We start from the raw sequence: 12,799 nt of genomic DNA, 5'->3' as shown, positions 1-12,799 counted from the left end.
TGCCTATGGGTCGCTGCGGCGCAACGGGTTTCGCCGCAGCGACCATTTCTGGAAGGTTGGATATGTTGCCACGTATGAAACGGGCGTTGTTCCGTGCTGTCGTGGTTGCCGCCGCTATTGCCGCTGTATTTGGTGTGGCAGCAACTCTTGGAGTAATTCAGTCGCTCGCTCGATCCAATGCTCAAAATAGTCTCAACAACACTTACGCGATGGACGAGTGGGTGACCCTTGATGCGAGTCGGGATGCTGCCGATACGATTTGTGTTCCCTTTTCACCTGTGGAATCCTACAGTGCCGACTTCGGTTTTGAGGGAACCTTGCAAGTTCGGATAAGCCAGGCGGCCCGCTACGACGATCCTGAGGCCGCGGGAATCGCGTCGACCGACAACTGCCTAACAGGGGCTACGCTCTTTAATGGGGACGCGGGAAGTATTGAGGACTTTGATTTCATGCTCGTTGATTTTACTGTTAAAAATGTCGATGCCCACCCAACCTTAAAGACCTTTGTGGGTAATAAGCGTTTTTTAGCGAGCAACATTCTTTCTCTTCATCCAGCGGTTGAACAGGTGTATTTCAGCGGTGTTGACAAGCAGGATGCTGGTCGCAAGGAGGTGGGTTATTTCGACATTGCCCCTGGCGAGGAACGTTGCTTTACGGTGGGTTATGCCATCGGCGGAGCGAATGGCGATCCCGAAAACGATGAGTTCTTTATGAGTGCTGGTGCGATTAACCCAAATAAATATCGCATTTTACTAAAAGTTGATGATATGAGGGGGCAGTGTGAGCCACTTGGTAGCTCTGTTGCGCATTGAACTCGATAAGGCTGTCAAAAATCGCTGGTTCGCAGCGTCACTTGCAGCCGCGCTGTTCATTGTGCTCTGGAGTGCGGAAAGTAGCGTTGCCGTGCATGGGATTGGGCATCAAATCATGCAGGATGGCAACGAGTGGGCCGGATTGACCGCATCGAGTGCTTATGCCTCGTGGGTTGTTGTTGGCACGGGAGACCCCTTTCGGTCGGGTATCCTATTCTTCCTGATGCCCTTGTTCGTGGTGGTTCCATACAGCTGGACCTTGCGTGCGGATATGGATGATGGATCGATCGCGCAGCAGTACGTGCGTTGCCCCCGTGAGTCGGTGCTCGTTGCGCGCTACTTCGCCGCTTTCATTACGTCTGGACTTGTGGTTGCCATTCCGCTCATCGTGAGTCTATTGGTACTTCTTTGTTTTTTGCCTGCTTATACACCAGAGGTCGTGTCAAATCTTTACATTGGTATGCAACCCCACGAGCTCTGGGCGCGAGAGTTTTTTACGACTCCCTTGCTGTATGTAATCTACAGCACTCTGCTTGCTTTTGCGTTGTGTGGTCTGTGGGGCGGTCTCGTGCTGGCGGCTTCCACAATCGTCCGCAATCGCATTGCATTGGTTGTCGGATCGTTTTTGTTGACTTTCGCAATCCGTCTTATAAATCAGTGGGTCTTTTATATTCTGGACTTGTCTGGATTTACTTTCAGCTTAACGGACCTGCTCTATCATGGCGGTTCGGGGATTTTCCCTCGCGAGGCGGTTCCTGCCGCTGTTGTTGCGTTGGTTATGGCAGTTGGGGCCTTTATACTGTTGTTCTCGCATAAAGAGTCTGATGTCTTATGAAAAATAGAATTGCCCGATTTTTCCGTCTGCTGCGTGCGGATGCGATCGAAGGATTCGCGAGCATTGTGCGACTGATGTTCATATCCTGCGCTCTGTTTGTGCTTCTCATAGGGCTTTTATTTTTGAAGGCGGATGCTTCCGGCGCCGATTATTCAAAGGCGACCTTTGCCGACTTTGTTCTATCGATAGCAGGAGGCAGCATGATTTATGATCCCGCATCAAATATGCCTTTTGTCCTTCCTGTCGAGTGGATGCTTTCTATGCTGCTTATGCTGTTCATACCTTTGCGTTTTCCGTATCGCAATCTAATGGGAATAGGAAAGACGCTTATGGTCGAAGCGGGGGAACGTTGGAGTTGGTGGCTCTCAAAATGCGTATGGACCGTTTCGTACGTTCTGACTTATTGGGGCCTCATGCTACTTGTTTCAGCGGTTATCTCAGTCATCATGTCTGGGTCGCTCGGCCAGATGCCGTCGGAGGAGCTCCTGTTGTTCTCTGGCATCGATTCGCTTGACCTTGCAGTCGATGTAACTTCTATTCTTCCTGCGATATGCCCGGCTGTTTCGATGTCGTGCGCGCTCTGTTTGATTCAGCTTGTGCTCTCTTTGATGGTTAGGCCCATTATGAGTTTTGCCTGTGGGGCGTCGTTGCTTTTTACCTCGGCTTATTTCTTTGATCCGCTGCTTGTGGGTAACTATCTAATGCTCTCGCGCAGTTCAGCCTTCATCGCCCATGGAACCGACCCAATCCTGGGATGTGGAATTGCTCTTGTGATTACAGTGATTGCCGCAGTGGTAGGGGGCTTTGGTTTTTCACACATGGATATCATGGATAAGGAGTTCTCGTCATGAGGCTGGACGTGCAAGGGCTTGGCAAGCGCATAGGTGGCGTCGATGTTCTTCGAGATATAACGGTTTCCATATCTTCGGGTAGCGTTTTGGGCCTTGCCGGAGTAAACGGTTCGGGCAAGACGATGCTGATGCGCGTAATGGTGGGGCTTGTCAAGCCAACTTCGGGCACGGTAATAATCGATGGGTTGACGCTGGGGCGCGACCTCTCGTTTCCCCCGAGTGCCGGCATTTTGATTGAGTCGCCTTCTTTTTTGGATACACGCTCGGGGCTGGACAATCTTCGTCTTGTTGCTGCGGTGCAGGAAAAGATTTGCATTGACGAGGTGCGCGCGGCGATGGAGGATGTGGGGCTCGACCCTGATGATAAGCGCCGATTTCGAAAATACTCGCTTGGCATGAAGCAGCGATTGGGCATCGCCGCCGCCGTCATGGAGCGTCCTGATTTAATCATTCTTGACGAGCCGACCAATGCGCTCGATAGCGAAGGCGTCCGCATGATTCATCGCGTGGTTGAGCGCGAGCGTCAGCGTGGTGCCGCGATTGTATTGGCGTGCCACGATGCCACCGTGTTGCGCACTTTATCCGATGAGATTGTTTACTTGGCCGAGGGTCATTTGGATGGTCGTGAGGTAAGAGAGGGAAACATGTGGGTGACTCATGATGGATGTTAAACGACGGCCCTGTGTCCTGGGAGCGGTCCTGGTCGGGTCCGTGGCGATTGCAGCGATGGGTCTGTTTGCTGCCCGTGTCTCCTTTGTGAACGAGAATGCCCTTTCGTATCCGGTGACGCGGCATGCATTAGGAAGGGAGGTTGATCTTGAGGGGTCATATGCAGAGTATAAGACGGAAAACACTGATGGTCTGTCTCTGACGGTTGAGGGTGCTCGGAGGATGTCGTGCAATCAGTATCTCGATAAATATGTTTCTGATCCCAGCTCATATTATCCACTTCTCGGTGACGAGACGGATATGGAGGAATTAACTCTCCTCGTGCTCGATATTGAAATTGCGAATAACAAGCAGGGCGATGAAGACAAGGGCTACCTGGATTCAATAGGATGGAGCGTTGTTCCGGATAGGGCGCGTGAGTTGTGGCTGCGTGTCGATCATTCACTGTTCGGTGCATCGGTTCCGCAGATCGATGGAGCGTTTCAGCTTTCTGTTAAACCTGGTACGACGTTTACGGTTCACGTTCCATTCAGCGCCTTGCTTAATAAGCGATTTCCGGCTGCCATGGGCGATGTGAATCGTTTGCCGCTTGATGCTGGGAGCTATTCGTTTACCGTGACAAATATGCCAGTCCGACATGTGGTTGACATTGAGGTCAAATAGGGCAGCGTCTGAACCAAAAAAGTCCGGCAATCTCAGCTCGGACCTTTTTGGTTCGGCATATTTTGTCCGTTCCGTGCGCTCTCGACAGTTTATTCGGCTTGGAACGTGTCGCGATCGGGGGCGAAGGACTGCATGGCCTCGATGGTGCGCGCGAACAGTTCATCGAGCTCCCAGCCGAGCATCTCGGCGCCGGAGCGGATGACATCGCGCGAAACGCCGGCGGCGAAGCGCTTGTCCTTGAACTTCTTCTTGAGGGACTTCACGTTGAAGTCCATGACGCTCTTGGAGGGGCGCATCACCACGGCTGCGCCGATGAGACCCGTGAGCTCCTCGGTGGCGAACAGAATCTTCTCCATCATCAGCTCCGGCTTTGGAAGCTCGGCGTTGAAATCGCTCGTGTGCGTCTGGATGGCGCGGATGAGCTCGGCTGATCCACCAGCGGCCTCGATGTCTTTCGCAGCATAGATGGTGTGGTTCATCGGGTCGTCGTCGTGCTCTTCCCAGTCGAGGTCGTGCAGCAGGCCGACGATGCCCCAGAACTCCTCGTTGTCGGGGTCGTATTCACGCGCGAAGTAGCGCATCGTCTGCTCGACCGTCTCGGCGTGCTCGATGTGGAACGGATCCTTGTTGTGCTCGCTGAGCAGGGCGAATGCTGCCTCGCGGGTCATGCCGGCGTTGAGCTGTGCCATGGTTCCTCCTAGATAACGGCTGCGATTGCAAAAAAGGTGCCCGAGACCCCCGCCTTATGGCGCGCGTGCGCACCGTACCTACGGTCGGGGGTCGGACACCTTGATTCCCCCATCCGGTGAAGGGGGAGGCTTGCTACACCACACTATAGCACGATGGAGTGCGGGCCTAACCGTTGTGCTGCACCTCGATTCCGCGCCTCAATTTGGGGACTGTCCCTAAATTGAGGCGGGGCGTCGATCAGTTGAGTGTCGGGATTTCGCCCGCTTGGATGATGGCTGCCTTGAATCGCTCTTCTACAGCGTCTTCGTCGGCTCCGAGGGCGACGGAGAACTCTTCGAGCGTGCGGCGGCGCGCCTCCTTGAGCATGCGGGAATAGTAGCTGCTCGGTTTCTTTCCATGGGCTTCCGCTTCTGCGATGCGGTGACGCACGGTCTTTGCAACACGCACCGTCTCGGGAGCTCCGAGTTTGAGCTGTTGCTTGAAATGCGTTTCCTCGAGTGCGCTGTTGCGTTCGGTAAATGAATCGACAGTCAGGTCGGCGTAGGAGTCGATGAGGTCTTCGGCGTCCTCGCGCGAGATGATTGCATGGAGGCGGCTCTGCTGGGCAAGGGGATACATGAGGTGGGTTTCCGCATGGCCGGATTTGGCGCGGAGCAAAATCATGGGGTGCGCGACGTCCTCGGTGAATCCGGTGACCGTGCAGACTCCTTGGCCGGGATGAATAACGTGCTGTCCGATTTCAAACATGCTTCCTCCAAATGAATACGCGATACGCTCAGTAACAACAATAATACCATGTTTATATGGGAAAACCTACAGAGGACTCATTGCAGGACGTGAATAATGATGCATACGGTATTGGAAAAATGCCTGAATGAGCTATTCTCGCAATTTAAATTCCGTATCTTTCTATGCGTTTTCCTGTAGATTTGAACTCGGAAAAAGCGGGCTATCGCATGTTTTCGGGGATTTCACGCCCCTAAGCTGCTGCACTGTGCTAGAGTACAGTGCGTCTGTACGTGAGCCCTGCGAGAAGAACATTTCAGGGCCATAGGATGAGGAGGACCTCTATGCCGGAGAAGATTGAAGAGTTGGTGCGCACTGCCCTCGCCGCCGCTCAGGAGGCTGGCGACCTGCCCGCGTTCGAGCTCGAGGATTGTGGCATGGAGCGACCGGCTGACACTTCTCACGGTGAGTGGACCTCCACTTGCGCGATGAAGTCCGCCAAGCTGGCCCATTGCGCACCCAAGAAGATCGCCGACGCCATCGTGGCCCACATGCCCGAGAGCGCCGAGATCGCCAAGGTCGAGGTCGCCGGCCCCGGCTTCATCAACTTCTACCTGAACGCCGCCGCCAACAACGCCATTCTGGACGTCGCTCGCAAGGAGGGCATGGACTTTGCCAAGTCCAACATCGGCCAGGGCCTGAAGACCCAGGTCGAGTTCGTTTCCGCCAACCCCGTCGGTCCGATGCACGTCGGCCACGGCCGTTGGGCTGCGCTCGGCGACTCCCTCTGCCGCGTCATGAGCCACGCCGGCTATGACATCCAGCGCGAGTTCTACATCAACGACCACGGTTCTCAGATGGACGTGTTCGGCAACTCCATCTCTTACCGCTACATGCAGCTCATCGAGATCATGGAGAAGGAGGGTCTCGATATCGACGGCGCTCGTGACTTCCTGGCTCAGGACCGTGACAACTTCGTTCAGGATGAGGCCGACGAGCACCTGGATTCCCATCCCTACATGGACGCCTTCACCGAGGGCCTGGGTGGCAACGCTTACGGCGGCACCTACATCATCGACGAGGCCGCTGCCTTCTATAAGAAGGACGGCGACAAGTGGGCCCACGTCACGGACGAGGAGCGCATGCTCTACTTCCGTGAGGAGGGCTACGCCAAGATGGTCGAGAACATGCGTCAGCTGTGCCACGACGTGCGCTGCGACTTTGACAAGTGGTTCTCCGAGCGCACCGTCTACATCAAGGACACCGAGGGCGAGCACGCTGGCACCTCCGCCGTCGACCGCGCCTTTGCCAAGCTCGACGAGATGGGCTATCTCTACAACAAGGACGGCGCCCTGTGGTTCCGTTCCACCGATCTGGGCGACGACAAGGACCGCGTTCTGGTGAAGGCCAATGGTGAGTACACCTACTTCGCCTCCGACGTTGCCTATCACTGGGATAAGTTCCAGCGCGTCGACCATGTCATCGACATCTGGGGCTGTGACCACCACGGTTACATCAACCGCGTGCGCTGCGTTTGCGACGCCCTGGGTTACCCCGGCCAGTTCGAGGTCCTGCTCGGCCAGTTCGTGAATCTGCTCCGCAACGGCAAGCCGATTCGCATGTCTAAGCGCAAGGGCACCATGGTCACCTTCCAGGAGCTCGTTGACGAGGTCGGTGCCGACGCCACTCGTTACACCCTGATCTCCCGCTCTTCCAACCAGGCCATCGATTTCGATATCGAGGCCGTCAAGGAGAAGAGCCAGAACAACCCCGTGTACTACGTCCAGTACGCGCACGCCCGCATCTGCTCCATCCTGCGCAAGGCCGCCGGCGTCACGCCGGAGGAGGCCGCTGAGATGGGCATGGACGCCGTGGCCGCCAAGGCCATCGGCGAGAACGTCGACTACGCGCTGCTGACCGATCCCACCGAGCTCGCGCTCTCCCGCAAGATCTCCGAGCTCGAGGACCTCATCGCCTCCTGCGCCCGCGACCGCGCGCCTTTCCGCCTGACCCACTTCGCCGAGGAGCTGGCCGCCGGCTTCCACAGCTTCTACCAGGCCTGCCAGGTGCTGCCGAGCGAGGGCCGTCCGGTCGACGCCGAGCTGTCCCGCGCACGTCTGGCCGCCTGCGACGCCGTCCGCTCCGTGCTCGAGCTGGTTCTGAGCCTTATCGGTGTTTCCGCGCCCACCACGATGTAAATCGGCGTCTGCGCTGGTTCCCAATCGAATGAAAATGCCCGGATGCCTTTGCGTCCGGGCATTTTTCTATGCCGAACGGTTGCAATGTGGTATATTCAACCCAGCGCGACCTGCGCTTTCATTTTTCTTACCTACATTTTCAAACAAGTGATATATCGGCGCGTATCGACGCCGTGCTTGTACTAACGCGAGAAGAAAGTAGAACCGCGTGTCTGAAGAAGCGAATATCGAGAAGGCTCCGAATAGGGACGATCACGCGCCTGAAGTTGCGCCTATCCCCGTGGTCGACGCTCCCGGTACCCGGGAGACGAGCGCGCCCGTCAAGGCCCGTGCCGCCCAGTCCGAAGTTGCCTCTGAGCCTGTGGTTGTTTCGGCTGCTCAGGAGCCTGAGGTAAAGCCCAAGCGCCGTACCCGTAAGACGGCGGATTCAGCCGCGGCACCTGCGGCGCCCCGTCGTCGGGCGCGTGCCGTTGCGGAGTCTGAGGATGTAGAGGTGCCGGCTAAGCGCCGTGCCCGCAAGGCCAAGGCCGCTGCCGGGGATGCCGAGGCTCCCGCGGCAACCGCGGAGGTCATGCAGGCCCGCGCTCTAGCACAGATCAGCCAGGCCTCCGTCGTGCGCAGGCAGCGCCGCGCCGCCGAGCGTGCGGCAGAGGTGCTTTCCGCCGTCGAGCCGGCTGTGGATACGCAGGAAGTCAAGGTGGAGGCACCGTTGGTCGATCCCGCGCTGCGTCCGCACCGCCGCGGACGCAAGCCAAAGGCGTACGTTGAGGCCGAGAAGGCCGCTGCCGCTGCCCTGGCGGCTCAGCAGGCTGCCTTGATGGCGGCTCGCGACGAGTCGAAGGCTGATGGGCCTGCGGAGAAGGATTCTCAGAAGTCCGATCGCGAACCGGGCATTCAGGTTGAGAGGGTCGAGGAGACTTCCGTCGAATCCGAGCAACCCGCCCCCGCCGCATCTACTGAGGAGACCTCTGAGAAAGAGGCTGCGGTCAAGAGGGACGCCCGTCCCGGACGCGCCTCCCGTGCGAGAAAAGCGGTGCGTGAAGACGCCCCCAAGTCGGGTGCTGACGAGGATGGTTCCAAGCCCAAAAGCGAGGAGGCGTCCGAGAAGGCCGACCAACCTGCGGATAAGGCCGAGGCGAAGGCCGAGGAGAAGCTCTCCGGCAAGCAATCCCGTCGCAACCATAAGGATCGCCGCGACGCCGAGCGCGCCGAGGGTCCGTCTTCTAAGGCCGATGCCCGTCGCGAGCGTCGTGAGCGCCAGAAGGAGAACCGCAAGCAGCGCAACAACCGCTTTGCCCCGACCGAGCCCTCGCTCACGCGCGAGGAGCTCACGGCCATGAAGGTCGCCGAGCTTCGCGAAAAGGCCCGCTCCCTCGAACTTGACCCGACGGGCGTCAAAAAGGCCGACCTGGTCGAAATGATCTATGCCGCCGCCGCCCGCGCCGAGGGATTCCGCGACATCGAGGGTATTCTCGACATGGATAACCAGGGATTCGGCTACATTCGCGCACACGGCTATATGCCCAGTCGCGACGACGCGTTCGTCCCCGCGCAGATGATCCGCGCCGCAGGGCTTCGCGCCGGCGACTTGGTTGCCGGTACGCTGCGCCCGATGCGCGCCAACGACAAGCTTCCGGGACTCGCCAAGATCCGCTCGGTCAACGGCCTCGAGCCCGAGCAGATCAAGCATCGTCCCAAGTTCGCCGATCTCACGCCGATCTATCCCAACGAGCCGCTCAAGATGGAGCATGGCAAGGACTCGATTACGGGCCGCGCGATCGACATCGTGAGCCCCATCGGCAAGGGCCAGCGTGGCCTGATCGTCTCGCCTCCCAAGGCGGGCAAGACCACGATCTTGAAGAAGATCTGCCAGTCGATCTCGATCAACAACCCCGAGGTGCATCTCATCTGCCTGCTGGTCGATGAGCGCCCCGAGGAGGTCACCGATATGCAGCGCTCCATCAAGGGCGATGTGGTGGCTTCGACCTTCGATATGCCTGCCGACAACCATACGCGCGTCTCAGAGCTCGTGATCGAGCGTGCCAAGCGCATCGTCGAGCTTGGTGGCGACGTTGTGGTGGTGCTCGACTCCATCACCCGTCTCGCCCGCGCGTACAATCTCGCCGCGCCTGCATCGGGTCGCATTCTCTCCGGTGGCGTTGATTCTGCCGCTCTGTATCCGCCCAAGCGCTTCCTGGGCGCCGCGCGCAATATCGAGAACGGCGGTTCACTCACGATTCTGGCCTCTGCGCTCGTGGACACCGGTTCCAAGATGGACGAAGTGATCTTCGAGGAGTTCAAGGGCACTGGCAATATGGAGCTCAAGCTCGACCGCGACCTCGCCGATCGCCGCATTTTCCCGGCTATCGATCCGGTCGCCTCGGGTACGCGCAACGAGGACTTGCTGGTCGACGAGCAGATGCGTCCGTTCATGTGGGGCATCCGCCGTATCCTCGCCGGTATGAACAATACGGAGCGCGCTGCGGCGTCCTTCATCAAGGGGCTCAAGGGCACGAACTCCAACCAGGATTTCCTGATTCGCACAGCCAAGAAGGCCGCTGATCATCCCGAGGCGCTGTAGAGATAGCTGACCAACCCATCACAACGAAAATCCTCCTTGCCGTTTGCATGCGGGCAAGGAGGATTTTTTGTTCGATCCGTCGTGCGTTGGGGTGCGGCGCTGCTTTTAGAGGATTCCCAGGGCGCGCTCGACGGTCAATGCCGCCTTGTAGGGGAGAATGCGCGACGCCGCGTAATAGGCCTTCATATCGAGGGAGGGGATGCAGAGATCCTTTCCGCGGTTGCTGGCGCGCAGGGCCGACTTGGCGACGTCCTCGGCGCGCTCGAATCCGATGGCGCACATGGCGTTCGCAGCTGCCTGATCGCCGGGCTGTTCCAGGAATTCGGTGTGCATGAATTTGGGGCACAGAGCTGTGACGTGGATGTCGGCTTCTCCCAGCTCGGCGTTGAGCGAGCGGGACAGGTCGAGGATGAAGCGCTTGGCCGCCGAATAGACGGCGAGCTTGGGTTGTGGGAGGAACGCCGCCACGCTTGCGACGTTGATGACGCGCGAGCCCGCGCGGTAATAGGGGAGTGTGCGGTAGATCAGCTCGACTGGGGCGACCATGAGCAGCTTTGCCATGCTTGCCCCATCCTTGGGCCTTTGCGCGGCGATCGGCCCAAACGTTCCAAAACCTGCGTTGTTGATGAGCAGCGCGACCTCGGCGGCCGGGGTCTCGGAGAGGGCCCCATCGATCACATCGAACGAGGCGGGGTCGGTCAGGTCCAGACAGAAGGGGCGCACGGGCGTGTCACAGGTGCGGCGTAGGGCCTCGAGCCGATCGGCTCGGCGGGCGACAACCCAAATCTCATCGAGCTTCCCGGCTGCGCCGGCATCCAGCTGCTTGACGAATTCGCGACCGAGGCCCGAACTCGCCCCCGTGACGATGGCGATGCGTGTCATGCTCGCTCCTTTACTCAAACGATCCGTTTGCGGATAAGACGGAATGCCGAGGTACTTGTTCCCTAAAGTTCCCGTTTGCAACAGATGGCCCGATTTGTCGCCGTCGGCGGTTGATACTTGCAAATACCTGGGAGTTCTCTTTATAATGCAACGAAGATCGCGACGGAAAACGCAGATGAAACGCACTACCAACCGTTGTCGGGGTCATTCCCTGCGCGCCACACTTCATCTTTTCCATCCGACTTATTGCGAACCGGTGCATCCGCGCCGGTCATCGTTGTTTAGAGCACGTTTGCGAGGGTGACGAAGGAGCGCGTCATGGCTGTCGAGAGCATGGGGTATCGCAAAGGGGCAATCGCCATCTCAGCGGGGCTGGGTGTGGCGCTGCCGTTGGCCGCATATGCCGCGACTCTGCCGTTCGATGGGGTCAACGAGGCGATTCGCTCCGATATCTTGCCGCTTGTCGCCGGCTCGCTCGCTGGAGTCGGCCTGCTCGCCATATCCGGCCACCTTATGGATGCCCGCGCGGAGCGTCTCGCCGAAGAACAGGTCGAAGCCGCTCGATTCAAGTCCGCGTTTGCCGATGCCCGTTCGGCTGCCTCCACGCATGTCTCGCGCGCTGTTTCTCGCCCGCATGGTCATCGGGGTGGAAGGTCCGCCACTCCAGATGGCGTCCCGGTCATTTCGCGTGCGGTCGATGCGCTCGACGAGGCCGAGGCTTGGGCGGAGATCGACGCCATGTTCAGCGGTGATTCCCCGTTTAGCTGCGACCCCACGCGCTCGAAGGACATGTATCAAATCGCGCTCGAAGAGCTGCGCCGCACGGAGCAGGCGGCGGCTCAGGCGGCTGCCCGTTCTGCAACTGCGGCGGCCGATGCACGCGAGGATGTCATCGGTCGCGATGAGGCCATGGCGTCTCTCTATGGGGGTACTGTTGCGCGCGCGTCCTATGTCCCCGTGCTTCCCAAGATGCAACCCGCTTCTGCTCCCGTCTCCGCCGCACCCGTTCGCCCCGTTGCCGTAGCGGCGACCGTCGAGGACGTTGAGGTCCCCATGGCGGATTACTCGGGCCATGAGGACATGTGGGCCCGCGCTCTCGCCATTCTGGCCGAGGACACGACGCCCAAGGCCCCTCAGGGCGACCAGACGGTCTGCGTTGGCGTGGACCGCATGGCGGCGCTTGCCGAGGGAGGCAATGAAACAAAGATGCACACGCGTGTCAACGCGATGATTGAAGACGAGTTCGACAAGGTCGAGTCTAAGAGCGTCCATGCGGTCGCCCATGAGTACCTCAAGGTCATCGAGGGCGGCACGGCGTCGCTTGATGCTCGCCAGCTGGCGGAGGCGTAGCGCGTGTCCTCGCTTATACGGGACATAAAGGAGAGGGTGAGCATTCCGGGGCTCGTTCTCGTCGTTCTGTTCATCAGCGTGATCTGGGGTAATTCCCTTGTTGCGGGGGAGGGCAGCGGTTCTTTGAGCGCCGGGGTCATGGAGTGGATCCAAGGGCTTTTGCAGTCGCTGGGACTCCCCTTTGCCTGGGTCACGAATTTCCTGATTCGCAAAGCGGCCCACTTTACGGAGTATTTCATCCTTGCCCTGCTTTCGTCTCATGCGTTCGACCCCAAGCGTAGCGCTGGATCGGAGGGCGTTGTCGCCGTATGCGTTCTTTGCGTGCTGGTCTCGTCGATCGATGAGACGATTCAGCTGTTCGTGCCGGGGCGTTGCGGCCAGGTAACCGATGTCCTGATCGATTGCGGCGGGGCTTTCATCGCCACGTTCATAAGGAGTGTAGTGGTGCGATGGTATCGCCGTAGGGAATACGGACGCAACGCCTAGCTGGATCGGATCCGGGGGTTTGTTTTTGACGATGTTTTCCCATCGCCAAATTTTTC

General features: G+C 58.7%; 12 protein-coding genes. 9 read left to right on the top strand and 3 right to left on the bottom strand.

Going from position 1 to position 12,799, the window contains the following annotated elements; all coding sequences use genetic code 11:
• The first annotated feature begins 5 nt into the window (after window positions 1-5).
• The 5 genes from COLINT_RS02880 to COLINT_RS02860 are packed head-to-tail and all read left to right on the top strand — an operon-like array spanning window position 6 to window position 3,830.
• Complete coding sequence (locus COLINT_RS02880) at window positions 6-812, top strand: hypothetical protein (RefSeq protein WP_211203983.1); 807 nt, start codon at window positions 6-8, stop codon at window positions 810-812.
• Entirely contained in the window at window positions 781-1,647 is an 867-nt protein-coding gene (locus COLINT_RS02875; protein WP_039910286.1) for a hypothetical protein, read from the top strand. Before COLINT_RS02880 ends, COLINT_RS02875 begins: the two co-directional genes overlap by 32 nt.
• Window positions 1,644-2,498 (top strand): hypothetical protein, encoded by an 855-nt coding sequence (locus tag COLINT_RS02870; protein ID WP_006722838.1) that lies wholly within the window; start codon window positions 1,644-1,646, stop codon window positions 2,496-2,498. The genes COLINT_RS02875 and COLINT_RS02870 overlap by 4 nt, the downstream gene beginning before the upstream one ends.
• Entirely contained in the window at window positions 2,495-3,169 is a 675-nt protein-coding gene (locus COLINT_RS02865; RefSeq protein ID WP_006722837.1) for an ABC transporter ATP-binding protein, read from the top strand. The genes COLINT_RS02870 and COLINT_RS02865 overlap by 4 nt, the downstream gene beginning before the upstream one ends.
• A 40-nt stretch (window positions 3,170-3,209) precedes the next feature.
• The gene (locus COLINT_RS02860) at window positions 3,210-3,830 is read left to right on the top strand and encodes a DUF5028 domain-containing protein (protein WP_169302865.1); all 621 of its coding nucleotides are present in this window, start codon (window positions 3,210-3,212) and stop codon (window positions 3,828-3,830) included.
• An 89-nt stretch (window positions 3,831-3,919) separates the two neighbouring features.
• On the opposite strand, the gene COLINT_RS02855 is transcribed toward COLINT_RS02860, so the two are convergent.
• Both COLINT_RS02855 and COLINT_RS02850 read right to left on the bottom strand, forming a co-directional pair.
• Window positions 3,920-4,519 carry an HD domain-containing protein gene (locus COLINT_RS02855; protein WP_006722835.1) on the bottom strand — a complete coding sequence of 200 codons (600 nt, stop codon included), beginning with the start codon at window positions 4,517-4,519 and terminating at the stop codon, window positions 3,920-3,922.
• A gap of 238 nt (window positions 4,520-4,757) precedes the next feature.
• Complete coding sequence (locus COLINT_RS02850; protein WP_006722834.1) at window positions 4,758-5,267, bottom strand: CarD family transcriptional regulator; 510 nt, start codon at window positions 5,265-5,267, stop codon at window positions 4,758-4,760.
• 323 nt (window positions 5,268-5,590) lie between these two features.
• Between COLINT_RS02850 and argS the strand changes: the two genes are divergently transcribed.
• Window positions 5,591-7,444, top strand: coding sequence for an arginine--tRNA ligase (gene argS / locus COLINT_RS02845; protein WP_039910284.1), 1,854 nt, complete (start codon window positions 5,591-5,593; stop codon window positions 7,442-7,444).
• Window positions 7,445-7,652: 208 nt separating this feature from the next.
• On the top strand, window positions 7,653-10,025 hold the full coding sequence (gene rho / locus COLINT_RS08285; RefSeq protein WP_006722830.1) for a transcription termination factor Rho: 2,373 nt from the start codon (window positions 7,653-7,655) through the stop codon (window positions 10,023-10,025).
• A 105-nt stretch (window positions 10,026-10,130) separates the two neighbouring features.
• On the opposite strand, the gene COLINT_RS02835 is transcribed toward rho, so the two are convergent.
• Window positions 10,131-10,907, bottom strand: a complete 777-nt coding sequence (locus tag COLINT_RS02835) for an SDR family NAD(P)-dependent oxidoreductase (RefSeq protein ID WP_006722829.1) — start codon at window positions 10,905-10,907, stop codon at window positions 10,131-10,133.
• A 318-nt stretch (window positions 10,908-11,225) separates the two neighbouring features.
• Here COLINT_RS02835 and COLINT_RS02830 point away from each other — a divergent pair, with 318 nt between their 5' ends.
• Together COLINT_RS02830 and COLINT_RS02825 are read left to right on the top strand one after the other, a co-directional pair.
• Window positions 11,226-12,257 (top strand): hypothetical protein, encoded by a 1,032-nt coding sequence (locus COLINT_RS02830; RefSeq protein WP_039910283.1) that lies wholly within the window; start codon window positions 11,226-11,228, stop codon window positions 12,255-12,257.
• A gap of 36 nt (window positions 12,258-12,293) precedes the next feature.
• A complete protein-coding gene (locus tag COLINT_RS02825; RefSeq protein WP_233418325.1) occupies window positions 12,294-12,743 on the top strand; it encodes a VanZ family protein in 450 nt (149 codons plus the stop codon).
• Window positions 12,744-12,799 lie beyond the last annotated feature (56 nt).

The sequence above is a fragment of the Collinsella intestinalis DSM 13280 genome (genome assembly GCF_000156175.1).
Lineage (GTDB): Bacteria > Actinomycetota > Coriobacteriia > Coriobacteriales > Coriobacteriaceae > Collinsella > Collinsella intestinalis.
This window is presented reverse-complemented; position numbering and strand designations above follow the sequence as displayed.

Coding starts and splice junctions, on each gene's coding strand:
- COLINT_RS02850 (WP_006722834.1), bottom strand. CDS start 5,267: ATGTTTGAAATCGGACAGCACGTTATTCATCCCGGCCAAGGAGTCTGC.
- argS (WP_039910284.1), top strand. CDS start 5,591: ATGCCGGAGAAGATTGAAGAGTTGGTGCGCACTGCCCTCGCCGCCGCT.
- COLINT_RS02835 (WP_006722829.1), bottom strand. CDS start 10,907: ATGACACGCATCGCCATCGTCACGGGGGCGAGTTCGGGCCTCGGTCGC.
- COLINT_RS02870 (WP_006722838.1), top strand. CDS start 1,644: ATGAAAAATAGAATTGCCCGATTTTTCCGTCTGCTGCGTGCGGATGCG.
- COLINT_RS02865 (WP_006722837.1), top strand. CDS start 2,495: ATGAGGCTGGACGTGCAAGGGCTTGGCAAGCGCATAGGTGGCGTCGAT.
- COLINT_RS02880 (WP_211203983.1), top strand. CDS start 6: ATGGGTCGCTGCGGCGCAACGGGTTTCGCCGCAGCGACCATTTCTGGA.
- COLINT_RS02855 (WP_006722835.1), bottom strand. CDS start 4,519: ATGGCACAGCTCAACGCCGGCATGACCCGCGAGGCAGCATTCGCCCTG.
- COLINT_RS02830 (WP_039910283.1), top strand. CDS start 11,226: ATGGCTGTCGAGAGCATGGGGTATCGCAAAGGGGCAATCGCCATCTCA.